19 protein-coding genes and 2 pseudogenes are annotated in these 24497 nt (G+C 55.7%); 11 read left to right on the top strand and 10 right to left on the bottom strand.

Annotated elements, in window-relative coordinates:
* Nucleotides 1-72: 72 nt before the first annotated feature.
* Entirely contained in the window at nucleotides 73-354 is a 282-nt protein-coding gene (locus PW844_RS04125; protein ID WP_084877550.1) for a cyclic nucleotide-binding protein, read from the top strand.
* A 132-nt stretch (nucleotides 355-486) separates the two neighbouring features.
* On the opposite strand, the gene PW844_RS04120 is transcribed toward PW844_RS04125, so the two are convergent.
* The 3 genes from PW844_RS04120 to iolC all read right to left on the bottom strand — a co-directional run bounded on the left by PW844_RS04120 (nucleotide 487) and on the right by iolC (nucleotide 4454).
* Nucleotides 487-1401 (bottom strand): LysR substrate-binding domain-containing protein, encoded by a 915-nt coding sequence (locus PW844_RS04120; protein ID WP_299448217.1) that lies wholly within the window; start codon nucleotides 1399-1401, stop codon nucleotides 487-489.
* A 24-nt stretch (nucleotides 1402-1425) separates the two neighbouring features.
* On the bottom strand, nucleotides 1426-2268 hold the full coding sequence (locus PW844_RS04115; RefSeq protein ID WP_084877544.1) for a MurR/RpiR family transcriptional regulator: 843 nt from the start codon (nucleotides 2266-2268) through the stop codon (nucleotides 1426-1428).
* 272 nt (nucleotides 2269-2540) lie between these two features.
* Nucleotides 2541-4454: a 5-dehydro-2-deoxygluconokinase gene (iolC, locus tag PW844_RS04110; RefSeq protein ID WP_299448216.1), complete on the bottom strand. Its 1914-nt coding sequence runs from the start codon at nucleotides 4452-4454 to the stop codon at nucleotides 2541-2543.
* A 548-nt stretch (nucleotides 4455-5002) separates the two neighbouring features.
* On the opposite strand from iolC, the gene iolD reads away from it, so the two are divergent.
* The 3 genes from iolD to iolE are packed head-to-tail and all read left to right on the top strand — an operon-like array spanning nucleotide 5003 to nucleotide 8919.
* Complete coding sequence (iolD, locus tag PW844_RS04105; RefSeq protein WP_299448215.1) at nucleotides 5003-6937, top strand: 3D-(3,5/4)-trihydroxycyclohexane-1,2-dione acylhydrolase (decyclizing); 1935 nt, start codon at nucleotides 5003-5005, stop codon at nucleotides 6935-6937.
* Between the two features lie 59 nt (nucleotides 6938-6996).
* Entirely contained in the window at nucleotides 6997-8010 is a 1014-nt protein-coding gene (locus PW844_RS04100) for a Gfo/Idh/MocA family oxidoreductase (protein ID WP_299448214.1), read from the top strand.
* A 12-nt stretch (nucleotides 8011-8022) separates the two neighbouring features.
* Complete coding sequence (gene iolE, locus PW844_RS04095) at nucleotides 8023-8919, top strand: myo-inosose-2 dehydratase (protein ID WP_299448213.1); 897 nt, start codon at nucleotides 8023-8025, stop codon at nucleotides 8917-8919.
* Between the two features lie 68 nt (nucleotides 8920-8987).
* Here the strand turns inward: iolE and PW844_RS04090 are convergent.
* From PW844_RS04090 to glpD, 3 genes and pseudogenes are all read right to left on the bottom strand, one after another.
* Nucleotides 8988-9218, bottom strand: a pseudogene (locus PW844_RS04090) (DUF817 family protein); the annotation flags it as partial.
* 21 nt (nucleotides 9219-9239) lie between these two features.
* A pseudogene (locus PW844_RS29385) lies at nucleotides 9240-9306 on the bottom strand (hypothetical protein); the annotation flags it as partial.
* A 70-nt stretch (nucleotides 9307-9376) separates the two neighbouring features.
* A complete protein-coding gene (gene glpD, locus PW844_RS04085; protein ID WP_299448212.1) occupies nucleotides 9377-10885 on the bottom strand; it encodes a glycerol-3-phosphate dehydrogenase in 1509 nt (502 codons plus the stop codon).
* A 228-nt stretch (nucleotides 10886-11113) separates the two neighbouring features.
* Between glpD and glpE the strand changes: the two genes are divergently transcribed.
* The 5 genes from glpE to malQ all read left to right on the top strand — a co-directional run bounded on the left by glpE (nucleotide 11114) and on the right by malQ (nucleotide 17732).
* Nucleotides 11114-11440: a thiosulfate sulfurtransferase GlpE gene (gene glpE, locus PW844_RS04080; RefSeq protein WP_084878617.1), complete on the top strand. Its 327-nt coding sequence runs from the start codon at nucleotides 11114-11116 to the stop codon at nucleotides 11438-11440.
* Between the two features lie 31 nt (nucleotides 11441-11471).
* Nucleotides 11472-12299: a rhomboid family intramembrane serine protease GlpG gene (gene glpG, locus PW844_RS04075; protein WP_084878615.1), complete on the top strand. Its 828-nt coding sequence runs from the start codon at nucleotides 11472-11474 to the stop codon at nucleotides 12297-12299.
* Between the two features lie 50 nt (nucleotides 12300-12349).
* Nucleotides 12350-13108, top strand: a complete 759-nt coding sequence (locus PW844_RS04070; protein ID WP_299448211.1) for a DeoR/GlpR family transcriptional regulator — start codon at nucleotides 12350-12352, stop codon at nucleotides 13106-13108.
* A gap of 150 nt (nucleotides 13109-13258) precedes the next feature.
* Nucleotides 13259-15664, top strand: coding sequence for a maltodextrin phosphorylase (gene malP / locus PW844_RS04065; protein ID WP_299448210.1), 2406 nt, complete (start codon nucleotides 13259-13261; stop codon nucleotides 15662-15664).
* A 13-nt stretch (nucleotides 15665-15677) separates the two neighbouring features.
* Nucleotides 15678-17732, top strand: a complete 2055-nt coding sequence (malQ, locus tag PW844_RS04060; protein ID WP_299448209.1) for a 4-alpha-glucanotransferase — start codon at nucleotides 15678-15680, stop codon at nucleotides 17730-17732.
* Between the two features lie 39 nt (nucleotides 17733-17771).
* On the opposite strand, the gene nfuA is transcribed toward malQ, so the two are convergent.
* Both nfuA and gntX read right to left on the bottom strand, forming a co-directional pair.
* Nucleotides 17772-18347 (bottom strand): Fe-S biogenesis protein NfuA, encoded by a 576-nt coding sequence (gene nfuA, locus PW844_RS04055; protein ID WP_084877517.1) that lies wholly within the window; start codon nucleotides 18345-18347, stop codon nucleotides 17772-17774.
* 58 nt (nucleotides 18348-18405) lie between these two features.
* The gene (gene gntX, locus PW844_RS04050) at nucleotides 18406-19083 is read right to left on the bottom strand and encodes a DNA utilization protein GntX (protein ID WP_299448208.1); all 678 of its coding nucleotides are present in this window, start codon (nucleotides 19081-19083) and stop codon (nucleotides 18406-18408) included.
* 34 nt (nucleotides 19084-19117) lie between these two features.
* Between gntX and bioH the strand changes: the two genes are divergently transcribed.
* Together bioH and PW844_RS04040 are read left to right on the top strand one after the other, a co-directional pair.
* On the top strand, nucleotides 19118-19894 hold the full coding sequence (gene bioH / locus PW844_RS04045; protein WP_299448207.1) for a pimeloyl-ACP methyl ester esterase BioH: 777 nt from the start codon (nucleotides 19118-19120) through the stop codon (nucleotides 19892-19894).
* Between the two features lie 113 nt (nucleotides 19895-20007).
* Nucleotides 20008-20280: a DUF1471 domain-containing protein gene (locus PW844_RS04040; RefSeq protein ID WP_299448206.1), complete on the top strand. Its 273-nt coding sequence runs from the start codon at nucleotides 20008-20010 to the stop codon at nucleotides 20278-20280.
* Here PW844_RS04040 and PW844_RS04035 read toward each other — a convergent pair whose 3' ends face one another.
* Nucleotides 20281-21969, bottom strand: coding sequence for an alpha-amylase family glycosyl hydrolase (locus PW844_RS04035; RefSeq protein ID WP_299448204.1), 1689 nt, complete (start codon nucleotides 21967-21969; stop codon nucleotides 20281-20283).
* A gap of 126 nt (nucleotides 21970-22095) precedes the next feature.
* Nucleotides 22096-24429 (bottom strand): Tex family protein, encoded by a 2334-nt coding sequence (locus tag PW844_RS04030; RefSeq protein ID WP_299448202.1) that lies wholly within the window; start codon nucleotides 24427-24429, stop codon nucleotides 22096-22098.
* Between the last annotated feature and the right edge of the window lie 68 nt (nucleotides 24430-24497).

Here is a 24497-nt window from a genome sequence, read left to right as displayed (position 1 = left end):
GAAAAACGCGCAGCAGAACACCCACAAAAAAGATAATTTCCCGATCACTGAGCAACACCAGGGAAAATGCATGTGGAACTGCATACGATAGTTGGGCTAATTGGCGTTTTTTGTTATTTACTGGCATACGCACTGGTTCAGTTGCGTAAATTGGTCATTGATTCAGACATTTATGCCTGTCTTAACATCGCGGGAGGCGTTTGCGGACTCTATTCATTGAGCCATGATTTTAATTTGGCAATGGTGATTTCCCAATCGATGTGGTTAATTTTTACGCTGGTTGGTATGCATTCTTCACATCGCCGACGCGGTGCAATTAAAAATAAACTTCCGCCTTTAGATCCCCAACAATAAACAAGGGAATTAATATCGCGGCTTTGCGTTTTTAGTTGTACCTTTAAATATAAGAAAAAGTTATGGTGAAGAGTTGAAAAGATAATTTGCCGTGCGAAGGGCGTCACAGAAATAATATTCTGTGGCGCTTTTTTATCGTGATGAGATTTCTGTCTGATGTTGGTGCTGTAGCCAGCTGATTACATGGCGCACAATCGGCTTGATATAGCGATCCTGCGGGGTGAGCAGAAAACATTTGCCGTTGGCGGCCAGTTTTCCGCCGTGAGCGGCCACCAGCTCGCCGCGATTGAGGTGATCCTGCACCAGACCTTCCCAGCCGAGCAGTATCCCGTCACCACGTAATGCGGACTGCACCAGAAACGGGTAGTTATTCGCTCGCCAGGTCTGGCGCGGCACAAAACTCAGTACGTTCTGCGAGGCAAACCAGTCGCTCCAGCCGGTCCATTCACGTTGCGGGTCATCCTGAATCAGCAGCATCTGGTGCAGCAACGATTCGGCGGAGGCGTCCGGGTCAAGGCGTGTCAGAAACGCCGGGGAGCACATCGGATAACAGATTTCGTCAAACAGCGGGCTGGCGTGAAAGCCCGGTGGCGGTTCGCGCAGATAGAAAATCGCCAGATCGAACTCCGACGAGCGCATATCCGCGAAGCTGTCGGAGATTTTCATCCGAATTTGCAGATTGGGCAGTTCGCGGTGCAGCTCCGAGAGGCGTGGTGCCAGCCACAATGACCCCATGGCGCTGGTGCAGGCGATAGTCACCTGAGGCAAACCATTCCAGCCCATCACTTCCGCTGTGGCGTGTGATAACGCGGAGAGCTGCTGGCGTACCTGCACTGCGTAAGCCTCACCACGTGGGGTGAGCAATACCCGGCGCTGGGTGCGGGTAAAAAGCTTGCAGCCCAGCATCTCCTCCAGCTGCAAAATCTGGCGGCTGGTGGCGCTTTGCGTCAGGTTGAGTTCTTCCGCCGCGCGCGAAATGTTGCCATAACGCGCGACACACTCGAAGGCGATCAGCGTGTTGAGCGGCGGTAAAGGTTCGATCTGCATCAATCAAGCCTCGGTGCTTGAGGGTCAGGCTTTCTCGACGTTATTCAGCGCCAGTGAAACCGCCAGGGTTTGCGCCAGGCACAGAGACGCCACCTGCGAGCGGAAGCCATCCACCTGCGCTTCACGTACCACAAAGCAGACATCGCTGAAGGCGGCCAGCGGGCTGACCTGGCTGTCGGTGATGGCGATCTGATGCGCACCCCGTTTGGCACCGAGTTCCACCAGTTCTACCGCTTCACGTGCATAAGGTGAGTAGCTGATGGCAATCACCACATCTTTGGGATTTACCATGCTCAGCTGCTCGGTGAACATTCCGCCGAGGCCGTCAATCAGGAAGGCGCGACGTTCCAGATGGCGCAGTGCGTACACCAGATATGACGCCACGCTGAAGGATCGACGCAGGCCGATAATGTAGATATTTTCTGCTTCATTTAGCAGCTTCACAGCTTTGTTGAGCTGCTCGGGATTAACCTGCATTGCCAGCTGCTGCAGCGCCTGGCTGTTGACCATGGTGAAGACATTCAGAATTTCGACCGGGCTTTCCGGTGAGCTGGCGCTGTCGTCGGTCGCGGTCTGACGGAACAGACGCGCGCGTTCGGTGTAGTTCACCGTTTCTTCCATCAGGTGCTGACGGAAAACCTGTTTCATTTCGTTGAAGCCACTAAATCCAAAGGCGTTGGCAAAACGGATCAGCGTGGAAGGGGGGACGTCGGCCTGCTGGGCGATCGAAGCGACCGTATCAAAGGCAATGCTGTTGCTGTTATCAAGAATATAGCGCGCTACCTGTTTCAGGCGTTTGCTCAGTGTTTCATAACGACGACGGATGTCGTCCTGTAACAAGGTCAATTGGGTGGGGTTATTGGTCATTACTTCGGCCCGCTAATAAGAATTATGGCTGGATAATGAGCGCTATAGTACCAGATGGATGGAAAATTTCATTTGTTTGACAGCATCGTGAAGGTTATTTCATCGGTTTATGAAACGCCTCACAAAATGCAGGGTGGTTAACGACATAATTTGTAGCGGCGCAATTTATTGCGCAATTCTGTGCACGCGGTTGGAAAACCCCGCGCGATAAATCGCGAAAACCTCGCGCGATAAATCGCGCCGCTACGTTCGTGCATTATGTGGGGACTGCTTTAGCTGCGCGCTGCGCGCCAGTACTCAATCAGCCGCAGGTAATTGCCTTTCACCGTCTCGATCAGCGCCTGATCATCCAGCTCGCCCTGTAACCATAGGCGTGATGGCTGGCCGAAAATGGTGCGACCCACCGCAAACCCTTTGACCCACGGAGCCTGGGCGGCGGCGGCGAAACCGGCTTTCAGTTTCTCTTCCGGTGCGTCGAGGCCGAGCAACAGAATGCCGCGACAGTGGGGATCCTGTTGTTCGATCAGGCGGCTTACTGCCTGCCAGGTCTCGGCGGATAATGGCGGCAGTTTCCACCAGTCCGGCTGGATGCCGAGACTGTAGAAATGGCTCAGCATATCGACGTAGTAAGATTCTTTCTTATCCGGATTGCTCTCCGGCAGAATCACTTCCAGCAGCAGTTCATGCCCGCTCTTATTACAGCCATTCCATACATCCAGAATCAGGTCATCCTGTTCTTTACGCATTTCGGCGCTGTCGTGCGGATGATAGAACACCAGGCATTTCACCACGTGTTCCTGCGGCCAGCTAACCAGCTGGGAGCCGATATTGCCGTGTTCGAGGCGTAACGGGCGTGAGCTGGGCAACTCAATCGGACGACCAATCCACCAGCCTTTGCCGGTGATGGCGTTCAGCGCTTTCTGGCCGTAAGTGGTGTCTGCCAGGATGCCGCTTTTGCTATCCAGACCCGCCTGTTGTGCCGCTTCTTCAGCTGCCTGCAACAACAGTAATTTCAGTTGTGGGATGCGGCTTTCATCGACACCTGCTTCGCGGGCCATATCGGCAAGTTGTTTGCGATGGTCGAAAGCGAACACGTTCAGCTCCGGCCACTGTTGGGTACGCGTGGTAACGCGATGCAGATGGTTGAGACGGGAATCCAGGTCGGGGCGCTTCACCGCGTTATCACGGCTGAGGAAGTCATCCAGCTCCTCTTTGGTCGGCATCGCCGGGGCACAGCCGTGACGTGACACCACCAGCGCACCACAGGCGTTGGCGTAGCGACAGGCCTGCTCCCAGCTTTCATCGTTCAGCCAGCCACGCAGCAGGCCTGACATAAAGGCATCGCCAGCACCCAGCACATTAAGCACTTCAACGCGCACGCCGCTATGCAGTTTGGTTTGCTCCCAGCTATCCGGGATATCCCCTTCAAACACCACACAACCCAGCGGGCCACGTTTACACACCAGGGTCGCCTGGCTGGCCTGACGCACATTTTTCAGCGCGGTCAGCGTATCGGTGCTGCCACCAGCGATATGAAACTCTTCTTCTGTTCCGACAATCAGATCGAAATAATGCACCACTTCCTGCAATTGTTTCGTCACCTGACTCGACTCAATGAAACGCGTTTCACCGTCGCCGAGTGAGGTCAGACCCCACAGCACCGGGCGGTAATCGATATCCAGCGCGGTGCGCAGGCCGTTACGTTTGGCGATATCCAGCGCTTTCAGCACCGCAGCACGGGTATGTGGGTGTGACAGATGCGTACCGGTTACCGCCACGGCGCGCGAGGAAGTAATGAAATCTTCATGGATATCTTCCGGCACCAGGCCCATATCGGCGCAGTTGTCGCGGTAAAAAATCAGCGGGAAGGTTTCTTCATCTTTAATGCCGAGGATCACCAGCGCCGTAAGACGATCTTTGTCCGTAATCAGTCCATCGGTGTTGCAGCCCACGTGCTGCAAGGTCTCACGCAGAAAGCGGCCATTATGCTCGTCCCCAACGCGTGCCAGCATGGCAGATTTCAGGCCCTGGATGGCCGTGCCATACGCCACGTTACCGGAAGATCCACCAAGATATTTGGCGAAGGTGCTCATATCTTCCAGTCGTGATCCAATTTGCTGACCGTAGAGGTCGACGGCGATGCGTCCGATACAAATCACATCAAGCCGCTTCTGTTGTGTACTCATACCTATGGTTTCCTTCTGTGATAAGCAGACACTGCGGGCTGCGTGGCCCGGTATCGGGCACTGTGCTTCCGGGTTCTCAAGGTGCCTGATTGGCTATGGTCGCAGTATGGGGAATAAAAATTCCAAATACAATATGAAATGAAATATCTGTCACGATTTTGTGAACCAGGTAAAACTCTTGTCAGTGTGCTAAACAGCGGATGGCGGAGCGATGAGTTTCACGGATACTCTGGCTTGTGAGCCAGCTCGCAGGAAATCACTGTGAAATAAAGGAAGCTACTGAAGTGAAATGAAATTTCGTTATTCCCCCAGCATGCTTCAAAGCTGTTCCACTTTGCCCGGTTTGTGGCCTGTCTCTGTGTCCGTTTCATCGCTGAATTTGATCTCCATCGCAAAATGAAATGTTTCTTCTGTAATCATATTTTATGGAAAAAATATTTGTTTATAATCGCCTCACGTTTCACTTATCCGCGGTCGCCATTTCCGGTGCGTTGACGTTAACCGCGTTGTACCTGGTCCGCAGGTACCAGCATGTAAAGGAAGATCATATGGGCACAATCAGATTAACCACGGCACAGGCGCTGGTGAAATTTCTCAATAACCAGTATCTGAACGTGGATGGCGTTGAAACCAGGTTCGTGAAAGGCATTTTCGCTATTTTTGGTCACGGTAATGTGCTGGGACTGGGACAGGCACTGGAGCAGGACAGCGGCGATCTGGTGGTACATCAGGGCCGTAATGAGCAGGGTATGGCGCATGCAGCCATCGGCTTTGCCAAGCAATCGCTGCGCCGCCAGATCATCGCCTGTACCTCGTCGGTCGGACCGGGCGCAGCCAATATGATCACCGCCGCTGCCACCGCAACGGCGAACCGTATCCCTTTACTGCTGCTGCCAGGCGATGTGTTCGCGACGCGCCAGCCGGACCCGGTGCTGCAACAGATCGAGCAGAGCCACGATCTCAGCATCAGCACCAACGATGCCTTCCGCGCCGTCAGCAAATACTGGGATCGCGTCAGCCGTCCTGAGCAACTGATGACCGCCTGTATCAATGCCATGCGCGTTCTGACCGATCCGGCGGAAACCGGTGCCGTCACTATCGCGTTGCCGCAGGATGTGCAGGGCGAAGCCTGGGACTTCCCGGAATATTTCTTCCAGAAGCGTGTGCATCGTCTTGATCGTCGTCTGCCAACCGCCGCTCAACTTGAAGAAGCCCTGGCGCTGATTGCGCGTAAGCACAAGCCGCTGATCGTCTGTGGGGGCGGCGTGAAGTATTCCGGCGCTGGTGAGGCGCTGCGCCAGTTTGCTGAGCGTTTCAATATTCCGTTTGCGGAAACCCAGGCCGGTAAAGGCACCATCATCTCTGATCATCCGCTGAACGTCGGTGGCGTGGGGGAAACCGGTTGTCTGGCCGCTAACCTGCTGGCGAAAGAGGCTGATCTGGTCATTGGGATCGGTACCCGTTACACCGACTTTACCACTGCCTCGAAATGGATTTTCCAGAACCCGGACGTCAGCTACCTCAATATTAACGTCAGCAATTTCGACAGTTACAAGCTGGATGCGGTGCAGCTGCTGGCCGATGCCCGTGAAGGCCTGACTGCGCTGGAACATGGCTTGCAGGGCTTTGAAAACCACTGGGGTGGCCAAATTGACCAGGCGCAGAGCAAGCTGCTGAAAGAAACCCAGCGCGTTTTTGCCGCGGTTTATAACACTGACGATTTCATCCCGGAAATCGCCGACCATATTGACCGTGAAGCGCTGTTTGCTGAATTCCAGCGCCTGACGCAATCGGTACTGACGCAGAGCAGCGTGCTGGGCACCTTAAACGAGCAACTCCCAAAGGATGCGGTGATTGTGGCTGCCGCGGGCAGTCTGCCGGGCGACCTGCAACGCGTGTGGCGCACCAAAGATTACAACTCGTACCACGTTGAATACGGTTACTCCTGCATGGGGTACGAGGTGAATGCGGCGCTGGGCGTGAAGCTGGCACAGCCGCAGCGCGAAGTCTACGCGATGGTGGGGGATGGCTCTTTTATGATGCTGCATTCCGAGCTGGTCACCTCGATTCAGGAAGGGGCGAAAATCAACGTTATCCTGCTGGATAACATGACCAACGGCTGCATCAACAACTTGCAAATGGAACACGGTATGGACAGTTTCACCACCGAGTTCCGCTTCCGCAACCCGGAAGGTGGCAAGCTGGATGGTGGCTTTGTACCGGTGGACTTCGCCGCGATTGCGGGTGGCTACGGCTGTAAAACCTATCGCGTCACCACGCTGGAGCAACTCAAGGATGCGTTGATTGACGCGCAGAAGCAGACGGTTTCGACCCTTATCGACATTAAAGTGCTGCCAAAAACCATGGTGCACAAATATTTCAGCTGGTGGCATGTGGGTGTGGCGCAAGCCTCCACTTCCGAGCGCACGCAAAAAGTGGCTGACAACCTTAACGCGCATATCGAACAGGCGCGTAAGTATTAATCTTCTGGCCGGTATTCTCCGGCCTTGTTTTACCCTTATCCGACTCTACAGGTGTAATTATGACGCTCAAACTCGGTGTTATCGGTACCGGTGCAATTGGTCAGGAACATATCCGTCGTTGCAACAACGTGCTGCAGGGCGCGAAGGTGGTGGCGGTTTCAGATATCAACGTTGAAGGTGCGCGTGCCGCGCTGCAACGTCTGAATATTGAGGCTGAGGTGTATCAGGATGGCCATCAGGTCATCAACTCACCGAATGTTGATGCGGTGCTCGTCACCTCGTGGGACCCGACGCATGAAGAGTTCACCCTGGCGGCGATTGCCGCGGGTAAGCCGGTATTCTGCGAAAAGCCGCTGGCGCTGACCGCTGACGGCTGTCGTCGCATCGTTGATGCGGAAGTGAAACACGGTAAGCGTCTGGTTCAGGTTGGTTTTATGCGCCCGTACGATTCAGGCTATCGCGCGCTGAAAAAGGTGATTACCGACGGCGAAATCGGTGAACCGCTGATGCTGCACTGCGCGCATCGCAACCAGAGCGTGGGCGAGAACTACACCACCGACATGGCAATCACCAATACCCTGATTCACGAGCTGGATGTGCTGCGCTGGCTGACCGAAGACGATTACAAAAGCGTGCAGGTGGTGTTCCCGCGCGTGACGTCGAAATCGCACGCGAAACTGAAAGACCCGCAAATCGTCCTGTTTGAAACGCAGAAAGGGATCCGCATTGACGTGGAAATCTTCGTTAACTGCGCTTATGGCTACGACATTCAATGCGAAGTGGTGGGAGAAGAGGGCATCGCGAAGCTGCCGGAACCTTCTGCGATTCAGATGCGCAAAAATGCCCGCCTTGGCAATGCCATTCTGACTGACTGGAAAGATCGCTTTATCGATGCGTATGACGTGGAACTGCAGGCATTTATTAACGACGTCAAAGCCGGACAGCTGACCGGACCTTCCGCATGGGATGGCTTTGCTGCCTCGGTGGCGGCGGATGCCTGCCTGAAGGCGCAGAACAGTGGTGCCATTGAGCCGGTTGAAATGCCGCCGCGCCCGACTTTCTATAACAAATAATCAGGGCTTCCCATGAACAAAGACAATGTAAGACTGGCGATTGCGCCGATCGGCTGGACCAACGATGACATGCCGGAACTCGGTAGCGAGAACACGTTCCAGCAGACTGTCAGTGAAATGGCGCTGGCAGGCTTTAGCGGCAGCGAAGTGGGCAGCAAATATCCGCGCGATCCGGCGGTGCTCAAGCCGATGCTGGATATCCGTGGCATACAGATCTGCAACGCCTGGTTTAGTACCTTCTTCGCCAACGGCGAAAAAGCGAAAACCATCGACGAATTTACCAACCACATGAATTTCCTGCATGCCATGGGCGCGCGCGTGATTGGTTGCTCTGAGCAGAGCAAAAGTATTCAGGGCACCACCCTGCCGGTGCTGGAACAGAAACCCATTTTCAGCGATGAAGAGTGGCGTCTGACAGCAGAAGGCTACAACGAGCTGGCTGAGATCGCCGCGCAGAAAGGGATGCGCGTCTGCCTGCATCATCATATGGGCACCGCGATCCAGACACCGGCCGAGATCGACCGTTTTATGGCATACACCAATGAGAACGTGGGCCTGTTGTATGACACCGGCCATATTTATTATTCCGAGGGTTCGCAGCAGGCGATGCTGGATGTGCTGACCCAGTACCTGCCGCGTATTTTCCACGTGCATTTGAAAGATGTCCGCGACAGCGTGGTGGCGGAAGTCCGTAAAAATTCACTGTCCTTCCTCGACGGCGTGAAAAAAGGCACCTTCACCGTTCCGGGTGATGGCGTGATTGATTTCAAACCGGTGTTCAAAATCCTCGATGATTTTGGCTATAAAGGCTGGATGGTGGTTGAAGCAGAGCAGGACCCGGCGCTGGCGAACCCATTTGAATATGCGGTGAAAGCGCGGAAATATATTCGCGAAAATACCGGGTTGTAAGAGAAAATACGCGCCGCTACCGGCCGCACCAGACCGTAGCGGCGCGATTTATCGCGCGGGTTTAAGTTCTACTGAGCAATATGTACGCGTTTTTTAATATCTTTAAGAAATAGCGTGATAGTAAACGTCATTATTACCAGCAGTGACCAGGCTCCCCACTTGCCAACATGCACCGTCGCCCAGGTACCAATTTGATTCGGATATTGCCAGACGCCGAAAAAAGTTCCTAAGTTTTCTGCCAGCCAGATAAAAAATCCTATCAACACAAAGGTCAGCAACAGCGGCATACGATATGGCTTTGAGTTCATCCCAACTTTCCAGCCTGGTAGTGACCATAATGAATTGGATAGCCAGCGCGATAATCAATAAGACATCGTACCGGGGCAAGGCAAATTAAATACAAAAAGGCTGTTATCCTTTTGCAGGATAACAGCCTTTTATCTGGCTGGAAGCTAACTTACGACGCCAGCGACAACGTCGGTTTTTGACGGTGGGTCGCCAGCCATTCACGAATACGCGCCTGTTCGGCATCGTTCAGCCACATGCCCTGTTTGGTACGACGCCAGATAGCATCGTCCAGTTCATACACCCATTCGTGTTTCACCAGGTAACGCAGTTCGGCTTCATAGAATTCATGGCCGAAGTTCTCACCGAGATCGGCGAGGCTCTGTGCGCCTTCCAGCAGCACTTCAGTGTTGCTGCCATAAGTGCGGGCGAAATGGCGTGCCATGCCTTCGCTGATAAACGGATAACGGCGACGCAGATTGGCCGCGTAATCCTCGCGTGAACCGGCGATATTGCCACCCGGCAGTACGGTGTTTTTGGTCCAGGCCGGACCGGCGTTCGGGTAATATTTCGCCAGTTTCTCCAGCGCGTGTTCCGCCAGCTTACGGTAAGTCGTCAGCTTACCGCCAAATACTGACAGCAACGGTGCCTGACCATTATCGTCATGCACATCCAGCGTGTAATCACGGGTAATCGCCTGCGGTGAGTCGGACTCGTCATCACACAGTGGGCGCACGCCGGAATAGGTCCAGACGATATCTTCGCTGGTCAGTTGTTTTTTGAAGTGTGCGTTGTACACCTTCAGCAGATAGCTGATTTCGTTATCATCGATTTTCACCTCTTTCGGATCGCCTTTATATTCGACGTCAGTGGTGCCGATGATGGAGAACTCATCCATCCACGGAATAACAAATACGATACGGTGATCTTCGTTCTGCAGAATATAGGCCTGCTTTTCACGATGTACGCGCGGCACCACAATATGGCTGCCTTTGATCAGACGGATGCCATACGGGGATTTCAGCTTCAGGCCATCGTCGAAGAACTGTTTGACCCATGGACCGGCCGCATTCACCAGACCTTTGGCACGCCAGGTGTAGGTTTTACCGGTATCAATATCTTCCGCTTCGACCATCCACAGGCCACTTTCACGCCAGGCGCGGGTCACGCGGGTACGGGTGCGGACTTCGCCACCCTGTTTCACCACTTCCTGGGCATTGAGGACTACCATGCGCGCATCGTCCACCCAGCAGTCTGAATATTCGAATCCGCGCGTGATTTCAGACTTAAGTGCCGAATCCGCGCCAAAACGCAGGCCTTTACTGCTCGGCAGACTGGTGCGTTTGCCGAGATGGTCGTACATAAACAGCCCCATGCGGATCATCCACGCCGGGCGCAAATGCGGGCGGTGCGGCAGACGGAAGCGCATCGGGAAGGCAATGTGCGGTGCCATTTTCAGTAGCACTTCACGTTCCGCCAGGGCTTCGCCCACCAGGCGAAATTCGTAGTGTTCCAGGTAGCGCAGGCCACCGTGGATCAGTTTGGAACTGGCAGAGGAGGTTGCACAGGCCAAATCCCGCGCCTCCAGCATCAGCACCGACAGTCCGCGTCCTGCAGCGTCCACTGCAATGCCGGCACCGTTGATGCCGCCGCCGATAACGATCAGGTCTTTGGTTTCCACGTCATCTCCTCCGATGTTCGGAATAGTTCTTAAATGTTCGTTTTCGAGCATAATGATAATCGGAAACCAACATCGATGCCAGCGGTTAACCTAATAAAAACATCTTTGCGTGATACAGCTAACATTCCGGCAGGAAAAAAAACACAAAGCCACACTCTTTATCAGGTTATGGCGCTGACAACTCAGGGTAAACTAGGCGTCAATTGTGACGATGTGATGAGAGACACCATGGAAAATTTCGAATGTATTAACGTTCTGCAAGCTCAGGAGCATCTGGCACAAGGTGCCCAGCTGGTGGACATCCGCGACCTGCAAAGCTTCTCCCTGGGCCATGCTGCCGGTGCGCAGCATCTGTCGAATGACAACCTTGCCGACTTTATCAGTCAGGCGAAACTCGACCAGCCCGTTCTGGTGATGTGCTACCACGGTAACAGCAGTAAAGGTGCCGCGCAGTTCCTGTTAGGGCAGGGATTTAGTGCGGCATACAGTATTGATGGGGGATTTGACGCCTGGCGCGCGGCGTTTCCGGCTCAGGTAGCCACTGGCTCAATGTGAGCGTACATAAAAGGAAGGAGAGCACCGCATGATGCGCATTACCCAGTTCAATAATCCGCGCATGGCTCAGGCGTTTGTTGATTATATGGCGTCGCGCGGCGTCAGGCTGACGATTGAGCGTGAAAGCCATTTCGTCATTCTGCTGGAAGATGAAAGCAAACTGGATATGGTCGAAAACGAGCTCGCACAGTTCGTTCGTGATCCCAACCACCCCCGTTATCAGGCTGCCAGCTGGCATACCGGCAGTACTGAGAGCGGCTTGCGCTATGAGCGCAGCAATATCTGGGCGAACATTCGCGAACGCGCGGGTCCGCTCACCATGACCATGATGATTGCCTGTGTGGCGGTGTTTATCCTGATGCAGATTGTCGGTGATGAAACCGTGCTCGGCTGGCTGGGCTGGCCCGATGGCCCGGAGCAATATTTCCAGGTATGGCGCTGGTTTAGCCATGCGCTGCTGCATTTTTCCCTGCTGCATATTCTGTTCAACCTGATGTGGTGGTGGTACCTCGGCGGAGCGGTAGAAAAGCGTCTTGGCAGCGGTAAGTTATTTGTGATTATGCTCATTTCCGCACTTCTCACCGGCTGGATGCAGGCTAAATTCAGTGGCGCACTGTTTGGTGGTCTGTCGGGCGTGGTGTACGCGCTGATGGGTTATTGCTGGCTGCGCGGCGAGCGCGATCCTGAAAGTGGGATTTATCTTGAGCGCGGTTTGATGGGTTTCGCTATTGTATGGTTGATTATTGGCTGGTACGGCGCATTTGGTTTGTCGATTGCCAATGCGGCACACGTCACTGGCCTTCTGGTTGGGTTGGCGATGGCGTTTGTCGATACGCGTTCGAGCGCGCTGCGCCGCTAGCACCAAAAAAGAAGAAGATCGCGGCATGCAGCCGTGAACAGGAGAGAGATGTGAAGCAGACGCAACGTCATGACGCCATTATCGATCTGGTCCGGCGTCAGGGATATGTCAGCACGGAAGAGCTGGTGGATCATTTTGAGGTCAGCCCGCAAACCATCCGGCGCGATCTGAACGATCTGGCCGATCAGAACAAAATTCAGCGTCATCACGGCGGCGCCGCGCTGCCATCCAGTTCAGAAAACACCGCCTGGCAGGACCGCAAAATGATGTGGTCGGCGGAAAAAGCGCGCATTGCGGCGCGCGTCGCCAGCCAGATCCCTGATGGCGCGACCTTGTTTATCGATATCGGGACCACGCCGGAAGCGGTAGCCCACGCGTTGATGAACCATAGCAATCTGCGTGTGGTCACCAATAACCTCAACGTGGCGATGTTGCTAATGGCGAAGCCTGATTTCCGCGTCATCATCGCTGGTGGTGAAGTCCGCACCCGCGATGGCGGTATCATGGGGGAAGCCACTCTCGACTTTATCTCCCAGTTCCGCCTTGATTACGGCATTCTTGGTATCAGCGGTATTGATATGGATGGCTCGCTGCTGGAGTTCGATTACCACGAAGTGCGTACCAAACGCGCCATCATTGAAAACTCACGCTGCGTGATGCTGGTGGTGGATCACTCGAAATTTGGCCGCAACGCTATGGTCAATCTGGGCAGCATGAGTCTGATCGACTATCTGTACACTGACCTCGTACCGCCCGCCAGCGTGATGAAAGTGATTGAGCAGCACGAAGTCCAGCTCGAACTCTGCTAAATCCTCCAGCCAGGCGGGCTTTTTTTCTCTCCCGCCTTGTTTTTCTGTCGCTTTTTTCTCCTGCCCCGTCTTTACTTATCCATTCAGGCCTTCCATGGCCCTGCGCTCCCCAATTTCGCTTAACCGTTACCGGATTCGGAAGGGATTGATATGTCGCAACAAAAATTCAATAAAGCGCGCTTTGACGCCGCTCTCACTCGCCAGTGGCAATATCTTGGTCTTTCTTCAGCACAACAAATGACGCCGCATCAGTGGTGGCAGGCGCTGAGCGCTGCGTTGGCGGAGTTGCTGGCAACGCAGCCCCCGCTGATGCCGCGCAAAGGCCAGCGCCACGTCAATTATTTATCGATGGAGTTTTTGATAGGGCGTCTGACGGGCAACAACCTGATGAACCTCGGCTGGTACGACGATGTTCAGGCTGCGCTGGCATCGCATCAGGTTTCCCTGAGCGAGTTGCTGGAAGAAGAGATCGATCCGGCGCTCGGTAATGGCGGGCTGGGGCGCTTAGCCGCCTGTTATATGGATTCGATGGCCACTGTCGGCCAGGCGGCGATGGGGCATGGCCTGAATTATCAATATGGTTTGTTTCGCCAGTCGTTTGATGACGGCCAGCAAAAAGAAGCGCCGGATGACTGGCAACGTGATCGTCACCCATGGTTCCGGCATAACGCGGCGCACGATGTGCAGGTGGGGATGGGCGGTAAAGTCGTCAAAACCGAGGGCGGGGGTTTTTACTGGCAACCCGATTTCTGGCTGAAAGGTGAGGCCTGGGATTTACCGGTGGTGGGCTATCGTAATGGCGTCACCCTGCCGCTGCGACTGTGGAAAGCCACCAGCGACCATCCGTTTGATCTCAGCCTGTTTAATGACGGTAAATTTCTTCAGTCCGAGCAGCCGGGTATCGAGGCGGCAAAACTCACCAAGGTGCTGTATCCCAACGACAATCATCAGGAAGGGAAGCGCCTGCGTCTGATGCAGCAATATTTCCAGTGCGCCTGCGCGGTGGGGGATATTTTGCGGCGTCACCATCTGGCCGGGCGTTCCGTGCATGAGCTGCCGGATTATGAAGTCATTCAGCTGAATGACACCCATCCGACCATCGCCATTCCTGAGATGCTGCGCCTGTTGCTGGATGAGCATCAGCTGAGCTGGGATGATGCCTGGCACATCACCAGTCGTGTTTTTGCCTATACCAACCATACGCTGATGCCGGAAGCGCTGGAGCGCTGGGACGAGCGCCTGGTGCGCAGCTTGCTGCCGCGACATATGTTAATTATCCGCGAAATTAATCGCCGTCTGAAGAAGCTGGTGCAGCGACAATGGCCGGATGATGAGGCGGTGTGGCACAAGCTGGCCGTGGTGGCGGATGGCCAGGTACGCATGGCGAACCTGTGTGTGGTCAGCGGTTTTGCCGTCAACGGTGTGGCGGCGCTGCATTCTGAGCTGGTGGTCAACGATCTGTTCCCGGAATATCACCAGCTGTGGCCGAAGAAGTTCCACAACGTCACCAACGGCATCACACCGCGTCGCTGGCTGCAACAATGTAATCCACGTCTGTCGGCGCTGCTCGACGAAACCTTGCAGGTTGAATGGGCCAACAATCTCGACGCATTGAAAGCGCTGGAACCCTTTGCGACGAAAAAAGCCTTTCGCCAGAAGTACCGCAAAATCAAGCAGGCCAACAAACAACAGCTGACGGAGTATATCCATCAGGTGACCGGCATTCAGGTGAACCCCGAGGCATTGTTTGATGTGCAGATCAAACGTCTGCATGAATACAAGCGCCAGCACCTCAGCCTGCTGCACATTCTCCATTGTTACCGCCAGCTGCGGGACGATCCGCACAACCCGGACTTCGTGCCGCGGGTGTTCCTGTTTGGGGCCAAAGCGGCACCGGGGTATTACCTGGCGAAAAACATCATCTATGCCATCAATAAAGTGGCTCAAGTGGTCAACAACGACCCGAAAGTGGGGGATAAGCTGAAGGTGGTGTTTATCCCGGACTACCGTATTACCGCCGCTGAGCTAATGATCCCGGCGGCGGATCTCTCCGAGCAAATCTCCACGGCCGGATATGAAGCCTCCGGCACCGGCAATATGAAGCTGGCGCTGAATGGGGCGCTCACCATCGGCACGCTGGACGGGGCTAACGTGGAGATTGCGGCGGAAGTCGGCGCGGAAAATATCTTTATCTTTGGCCATACCGTGGATGAAGTGAAAGCGCTGAAAGCGGAAGGGTATCACCCGAAAAAGCTGCGCAAGGCCAATAAACATCTCGATGGCCTGCTGAAAGAGCTGGAGAGAGGCAAATTCAGCGATGGTGATAAACATGCCTTTGATCTGCTGCTCGACAGCCTGACGAAAAATGGCGACCCTTGGCTGGTGCTGGCTGATTTTGATGCTTATATCGCGGCACAGCAGCAGGTGGAAGCGCTGTGGAAAGATCAGGAAGCCTGGACCAAAGCGGCCATCCTTAATACGGCGCGCACCGGAATGTTTAGTTCTGACCGTTCGATTCGTGATTACCAGAAACGCATCTGGCAGGCGAAGCGGTAAAATCGGAGAAACCATGACGCTAAGCAAACTGGATCAGGCGGCACAAGACGCCGGTATCGCGTTACGTTTTATCAACGCCAAAGGCGAACCGGCAACCATCAGTGATGATACCAAACGCGCGTTGCTTGAGGTGATGGCGACTCCGGCGGGCAAAACGCCGCCGCTGCCACCGGTGCAGGTGTTTTCCGGTCGGGCCAAACGCCAGTTGGTGCCACAGGGAAACGGTGAATTCAGCTGGCAACTGATATCCGAACAGGGAAAACAGTGGCAGGGCAGCGTGCAGGGCGGTGAGGTGTTGCGCCTGCCGCCGCGTCTGCCGCAAGGCTATCACCAGCTGACCCTGCGCAAAGGCCGCCAGCAGTGGCTGACACGCATCATCCTCGCACCACGTCGTTGTTATTTGCCTGCACCGCTGGAGCAGGGAGAAAAACGCTGGGGGGCGCTGGTGCAGCTGTATACACTGCGCTCCGACCAAAACTGGGGGATCGGCGATTTTGGCGATCTGGAGCGGATGCTGGAACAAGTGGCTGCGCAGGGCGGTGATTTCGTCGGCCTTAATCCTTTGCATGCGCTTTATCCTGCACAGCCGGAGATGGCCAGCCCCTACAGTCCTACCTCGCGTTACTGGCTGAATGTGCTGTATATCGATGTCAGCCAGCTGGAGGATTTCCAGCGTAGCAGCGCGGCACAACGCTGGTGGAAAAGTGGCAAAACCCGCCGGGCACTGGAGCAAGCCCGTGCCAGTGACTGGGTGGATTACCGCGCGGTAGCGGAGCTTAAAATCCATGCGCTGCGTCTCGCCTGGCAGACGTTCCGTCAGCATGACAGGCACGAATTTCAGCAGTTTATGGTGCAAGGTGGCGAACACCTGCGCTATCAGGCGGCGTTTGACGGTATTCAGGCTGAACGCTGTGCAGAGGATCAACAGACGTGGGGCTGGACCGGCTGGCCGGAAGGCTGGCGCAACGCACAGTTGCCGGAAGTACAGCAGTGGTGCGCACAGCATGAGGACGAGATTCAGTTCTGGAGCTGGTTGCAGTTTCTGGCACAGCAGCAGTTTGCCAGCTGCTGGCAACGGAGCCAGCAGCTGGGTATGACGGTGGGACTGTATCGCGATCTGGCAGTCGGTGTGGCGCAGGGGAGTGCGGAAACCTGGCAGGATCCGCAACTCTACAAGCTGCGTGCCTCGGTTGGCGCACCGCCGGATCGCCTTGGCCCGCTTGGGCAAAACTGGTCGCTGCCGCCGCTCGATCCCCATGTGATGCGCGCGCGCGGCTACCAGCCGTTTATTGATCTGTTGCGCGCGAATATGCGCGATTGTGGCGCGTTACGTATCGATCATGTGATGGGACTGCTGCGTTTGTGGTGGATCCCTTATGGGGAGACGGCGGATAAAGGCGCGTACGTCGCCTATCCGGTACAGGATCTGCTGGCGATCCTCGCTCTGGAGAGTCAGCGCCATCGCTGCATGGTGATCGGTGAAGATCTCGGGACGGTGCCCAAAGAAATTGTCAGCCTGCTGCGCAACAGCGGCATTTTTTCCTGGAAGGTGCTGTGGTTTGAGCAACACCACGATGAAAGCTACCGTCTGCCTGCCGAGTATCCGCGCCAGTCTATCGCCAGCGCCAGCACCCATGACCTGCCCACGCTGACCGGGTTCTGGGAGGCAGGTGATTTGTTGCTGGGAAATGAACTCGGGCTGTATCCCGGCGAAAGCGTGCTGCGATCCCTGCAACAGCAGCGGGCAAAGCAGAAGCAGGCACTGCTGGATGCGTTGCATCAGGCGGGTGCGTTAGCGGCGCGTAGCGCTAAGCAGGCAACGAAACTTGCGATGTCACCCACGCTCAATCTGGCGATTCACCGTTTTCTTGCCGCGACCGAGAGCGCGCTGCTGGGCCTGCAACCGGAAGACTGGTTGGCTATGGACTCACCGGTGAATGTGCCGGGCACGGTTGAACAATATCCCAACTGGCGACGTAAACTCAGCGTCACGCTGGAAACGATGTTTGCGGATGGGGAAGTGCAGCGGTTACTGAAGGCAGTGAGCGCCGGGCGCCGGGGGAAATAAGACGCGCGACAGCGTCGGGTCGCTGTCGCGCGCAAAGAATCAGTAGTAGGAGTGCTCGCCGCGCTGATGCTCGGTGAGATCGCGCACGCCTTTCAATTCCGGGAAGGCTGCCAGCAGCTCTTTCTCGATACCGTCTTTCAGGGTCACGTCAATCATCGAACAACCGTTGCAGCCGCCGCCAAATTGCAGAATGGCATATCCGTCATCGGTGATTTCCATCAGCGAAACGCGACCACCGTGACCCGCCAGCTGAGGGTTAATCTGCGCCTGCAGCAGATACTCAACACGTTCCACCATCGGTGCATCGTCAGAGACTTTACGCATCTTGGCGTTCGGCGCTTTCAGCGTCAGCTGGGAACCGAGGTTATCGGTGACAAAATCGATCTCCGCGTCTTCCAGGTAGGGAGCGCTCAGCTCGTCAACATAGGCTGACAGCTTTTCAAACTTCAGCTCGGTATCAGTCGCTTCCACGGCATCGGGTGGACAATAAGACACGCCGCACTCGGCGGTTGGCGTACCCGGATTGATAACGAATACGCGAATTTGGGTGCCATCTTCCTGTTTTGAGAGAAGTTTTGAGAAGTGCTCTTGCGCAGTATCAGTAATACGGATCATGGCGATTGCTCAATAGTTGACTAATTTAGTTGGTTATAATACGCCCAACGCCGACGCTCTACAAGGTACGGCACAGGCATCCAATCTGTACGCTGGCAGCGCCCGCTGCCTGCAACATGCGGCTGATTTCCGCCACTGTGCTGCCGGTGGTCACCACATCGTCGATAAGCAGGATATGGCGTCCACGCAGCGGGATTTCAAGGCAAAATGCCCCACGCAGGTTCTTCCTGCGTGCCGAAGCGCTCAATACATGCTGTATCGCCGCTTTGCGTACCCGGCGTACGCCATCCACATAATCGCAGCCCAGCCAGTGTGCCAAAGGTTGTGCCAGCAGCGCCGCCTGATTGTAGCCACGCTGCCAGTGACGGCGCGGGTGCAGGGGGACGCTGAGAATGATATCCGGGTAAGGCAATGCATAACGCCGCCGCATGGCTAACCACTTTAGCAAAAGCAGCCGCGCCAGCATCACCCTGAGTGCGGTAGCGCGGGAAAACTTCAGCTGTTGCACCCAGTGGCTGAGCGGGGGTTGATAGTCGCTGACGCAAATCAGGTACTGCCACGGTGGAGGACGTTGCAGGCAACGGCCACAGGGTTGATCGGCACGCGCGGCTAAGCCACAGCATGGACAAAGTTCCGGTAACGCAGGCAACAGGCGCAAACAGCTGCTGCACAGGCCATGCTGCGCCAGCCGTAGCGGCAGACGGCATAGCCAACACAGGGCAGGGATTGATAGCATAGCGACCTCCTTTTCACTTTCAGGATAGTAACCGATGAGTTCGCTCTACTGGCACACCACAGGCACGGGAGATCGCGATCTTGTGCTGCTGCACGGCTGGGGATTGAATGCCGAAGTGTGGCAAAACATCATTCCGCGACTCAGCCCGCATTTTCGTTTGCATCTGGTTGATCTGCCGGGTTTTGGCCGCAGTCAGGGCTTTGGCGCATTGACGCTGCCCGCCATGGCACAACAACTGGTGGCACATCTGCCCGAACGCAGCCTGCTGCTGGGCTGGTCGCTGGGCGGGCTGGTCGCCAGCCAGCTGGCACTCACTCAGCCGGAACGCGTGAGTGGGTTGATTAGCGTTGCCTCTTCGCCCCGTTTTACCGCCAGCGATGAATGGGTGGGTATCAAACCCGAAACCCTGCACGGTTTTCAGCAGCAGCTGAGTAACGATTTCCAGCGCACCGTAGAACGCTTTCTGGCCTTGCAGACGCTGGGCACAGAAAGCGCCCGTCAGGATGCACGTCAGCTAAAAGAAATCGTCCTGTCGCAGCCGATGCCCTCCGTGGCGGTGCTGGAAGGGGGGCTGGAAATTCTGCGCCACAGCGATTTACGTAGCGCGCTGGATGATCTCAGGCTGCCGTTTCTGCGACTGTATGGTTATCTGGATGGCCTGGTACCGCGCCGTATCGCGGCAGAACTGGATACCCGCTGGCCGCACTCTCCCTCAGTCGTGATGGATAAAGCGGCCCATGCGCCGTTCATTTCCCATCCCGATGCATTTTGTCAGCATATTCTTACCTTTAGCGACTCCCTGCCGCGCTAACTGGCAATTCTCCCGGGAAGGTCAATACTTTCCGGGTAAGCAAAACGGCTTTACCTCTGAAATGAATCTTCTGCTTACATCTCAGCAACTCCAATAATAAGTGAGGGTACAAGATGAAAGTTATTAACATGGTTGTGGCGGCAATGGTAATGGGGGCAGTTTCTTTCTCGGCATTGGCGGCCAAAGAGGTCACCAAAGAACAAGTCAAAGAATGGAATCTGAAAAAAATTGGTACGGTGAACACCACGGCAGAAACCACTTCACCAATGGACGCTAAAGCAGAGCTGTCGAAACTGGCGGATGAAAAAGGTGGGGAATATTATCTGATCATTGCGGGCCGTGAACACGGTAAGTTCAGCGGCGTAGCGGACGTTTATAAGAAGTAATCAGCCACGTAGCCACATAAATTGCCAGGCGACCAGTCTGACAGGCTGGCCGCCATCAATCTTCTCACCGCTGATCAAATCGTGAAAATGTCGCGCCTGCGGCAATGTCGTTTCAACCTCGCGACTGCTGAGATTAAACACGCAAAGTAAACCTTCCTGGCTGTCAGGCTTATGACGGCGCAGCACCAGCAAGGCGTTATCGCTATCGAACAGCGTCATCGGGTTGTCCGGATGGAAGGCTGGCTGGCGTATGCGTAATTGAATCAGCGCGCTGAGGCGTTCAAACACTTGCTGACGCAGCGCATTGCCGCCACTCAGGAACTGCTCCATCTCACGTAAGCTGTATTTCTCACGATTAATGGCGCGGTTGTGTCCGGCAGCGCGCACCCCTTCATTGTCGTTACGCGAGCCGAGGATGCTTTGAATGTAGATCGCGGGCACCCCGGGAAAGACCAGCAGGATGGCATGGGCCAGCAGAAAACGGCGCAGTCGCGTGTGGTCATCGTCATCCTGGAGATTTAACGCATCAAGATAGGTGACGTTGATTTCATACGGGCTGGTGGTGCCGTCCGGATTGTTTTTGTAGGACACCAGCGCGCCTTCCAGCGCCAGATCGCGCACCAACGCCACAATCTCCACCTCAGATAAAATACCGCGTGCCGGATTGAGGCCAATGCCGTCATGCGAGGCGAGAAAGTTAAAAAAGGTGGTGTCATTGCTGCTGAGATCCAGCGAGCTGGCCCACTGGCGCAGCGCGCGCCCGGAGCCGGAATGAATGGCGTGCAGCACCAGCGGCGGCAGCGAAAACTGGTACACCATCTGCGCCTCGTCGTGACCATTGCCAAAATAGCCGATGTTGTCTTTATGCGGCACGTTGGTTTCGGTGACGATGACTGTCCCCGGTGCGACCACATTGGCAATGGCGCGGAACAGCTTCACCAGCTGATGGGTTTTTGGCAGATGAATGCAGTTCGTCCCCGGCGTTTTCCACATATAGCCCACCGCATCCAGCCGGACATAGTCGGCTCCTTTCTTCAGGTAATCGAGCAGCACGTTGACCATGCGGATCAGCACTTCCGGGTTGGCGAAGTTGAGATCGATTTGATCGGCGCTGAAGGTGGTCCAGATAAAACGCGTTGCACCATCGGCCATGGTGAACGGCGTCAGCAGTGGTGATGTGCGTGGGCGGGTCACGGCACTGAGATCGGTCGCGGGCGGCATACTGATAAAAAAGTCATCCCAACCGGGGTCCTGCGCCAGAAAATGACGAAACCAGGCGCTATGTGCGGACATATGGTTACAGACGAAATCGAACATCAGCCGGGTATGGGTATGCAGTGCGGCCACATCCTGCCAGTCGCCACAAATCGGGTTGACCTGGTGATAGTCGATGACCGAAAAACCATCGTCCGAGGAGTAGGGAAAAAACGGCAGCAGGTGGACCAACGAAAAGGTGCCTTGCAGATGTTGCTGGTAAAAGCGGGAGAAGGTGGCAAGCGTGGGCACTTCCGGCTCACGAAACTGATCGGCATAGGTGATCAGCACCACATCCTTTTCATCCCAGTGCGGTTTGCGCGGGATTTTGACGGTATCACGTGCGGCGCGAATATGGGAAAGCAGACGCTCACGGGCCGCCACGGGGAAGGTGCCTGCATAAATCTCATCAAGTAAGGCGTTGATAATATCCATCAGATCGCTGTGCCACGCGGAAGGTCATTTTTTCACACGGATTTTTTCAGCGTAGCTGGATGAGGAGATTTATCAACCTGATGTGCGCGGTGACCAGGCAGCCACCGCGCATTTCAGGGCAGGTTGTTAGCGTTTTTTACCGAAGGCAGCGGCCAGCGCATCACCCATCGCGCTGTTACCGGCAGGCTGGCTGGCAGGTTTTGCCCGGCCTTTGTTCGCCTGTGCCGGGCGCGCCGACTCTTTACCCGCATTGCGGTTACCACCGCCGCGTACGTTGCTCTCACCCGGTTGTTCGTCCAGACGCATGGTGAGTGCGATGCGCTTACGTTGCAGATCGACTTCCATCACTTTGACTTTGACGATATCCCCGGCTTTCACCACCTGATGCGGGTCTTCGACAAACTTATCCGACAGCGATGAAATGTGAACCAGGCCATCCTGATGCACACCTATATCGACAAAAGCCCCAAAGTTGGTCACGTTGGTGACAGCCCCTTCCAGAATCATCCCTGGCAGCAGATCGTTGAGCGTTTCCACGCCCTCGGCGAACTGGGCGGTTTTGAACTCGGGACGCGGGTCACGGCCCGGCTTTTCCAGCTCTTTGATGATGTCGGTGACGGTGGGCAGACCAAAACGCTCATCGGTGAAATCACGCGCGTTGAGGTTACGCAGGCTGCCAGGATTGCCCATCAACTCATTCAGCGCCTGTTCGGTGGCGGCCAGAATGCGCTCAACCACCGGGTAGGCTTCCGGGTGCACGGTGGAGGCATCCAGCGGGTTGTCGCCGTGGTTGATGCGCAGGAAGCCCGCACACTGTTCAAAGGCTTTGGGGCCAAGACGGCTGACTTTCAGCAGTTGCTGACGGTTCTGGAAACGGCCATTCTCGTCACGCCAGCTGACAATGTTCTGCGCCATCATACGGGTCAGGCCCGCGACGCGCGTCAGCAGCGCAACCGAGGCGGTGTTGAGATCAACACCAACGGCGTTCACACAATCTTCCACCACCGCGTCCAGTTTCTTCGCCAGCTGGCTCTGGCTGACGTCGTGCTGATACTGGCCCACCCCGATGGATTTCGGGTCGATCTTCACCAGCTCGGCGAGAGGGTCCTGTAAACGGCGGGCAATCGACACCGCGCCACGCAGCGACACATCCAGATCCGGGAACTCCAGCGCGGCCAACTCCGAAGCGGAATAAACCGATGCACCGGCTTCGCTGACAATCACTTTCTGCGCTTTGATTTGCGGATACTGCTTCTGCACATCAAGGAAAAAACGTTCGGTCTCGCGCGATGCGGTGCCATTACCAATCGCCACCAGTTCAACCTGATGTTTGGCGCAAAGCGCAGCGACAGCCGTGGCCGCTTTGGCCGTCTGGCCGGTATGCGGGTAAATGGTGTCGGTTGCTACCAGTTTGCCGGTGGCATCGACCACCGCCACTTTCACGCCGGTACGCAGGCCGGGATCGAGACCCATGGTGGAACGCATGCCCGCAGGAGCGGCCATCAGCAGGTCATGCAGGTTACGGGCAAACACGTTGATGGCTTCATCTTCCGCACGCTCGCGTACCGTACCCATCAGCTCGGTTTCCAGATGCAGCAGCACCTTGATGCGCCATGTCCAGCTCACCACTGCTTTACGCCAGCTGTCTGCCGGGGCGTTGTTCAGACGCAGATTCAGGTGGCTGGCGATCAGCGTTTCGCCGTGGCTTTCGCGTGGGGCTTCTTCGAATTGCGGATCGGCATTCAGCGACAGTTGCAGCACGCCTTCGTTGCGGCCACGGAACATCGCCAGCGCACGGTGTGAAGGCACGGTGCTGAGTGCTTCGTGATGATCGAAGTAGTCGCGGAATTTCGCGCCTTCGTCTTCTTTGCCTTCGACGACGCGGGAAACCAGGTGGGCATTTTTCCACAGGTAGTCACGCACTTTAGCCAGCAGGGTAGCGTCTTCAGCAAAGCGTTCCATCAGGATATAACGCGCGCCATCCAGCGCGGCACGCACATCGGCGACGCCTTTGTCGGCATCGACATAGCCCGCAGCCAGTTGCTCAGGGTCGTGCGACGGATCTTGCCAGAGCGTGTCGGCCAGCGGTTCGAGGCCGGCTTCAATGGCAATCTGACCACGGGTGCGGCGCTTCGGCTTATACGGCAGGTACAGGTCTTCCAGCTCAGTTTTACTGAGGGTGCCATTAATGGCACTGGCGAGGTCGGCGGTGAGTTTGCCCTGTTCGTCGATGGATTTCAGAATCGACTGGCGGCGCTCCTCCAGCTCACGCAGATAGCCGAGGCGGCTCTCCAGCTGGCGCAGCTGGGTATCGTCCAGCCCGCCGGTGACTTCCTTACGGTAGCGTGCGATAAACGGCACGGTGTTCCCTTCGTCAAGCAGGCGGATGGCGGCGTCAACCTGTTCGTCACGCGCCTTCAGCTCACTTGCGATAATCTGGCTCAGCGAATCTTTCATCATCAGTTACTGTCTTGCTTACACGGGGTTAAGAAACAGGGGACAGTTATACGGGCTGAGGGTGAAAATTG

The organism is Pantoea sp., assembly GCF_028283705.1.
GTDB lineage: Bacteria > Pseudomonadota > Gammaproteobacteria > Enterobacterales > Enterobacteriaceae > Pantoea.
The sequence above is the reverse complement of the archived record's forward strand: the minus strand, read 5'-3'. Positions and strand labels throughout refer to the sequence as shown.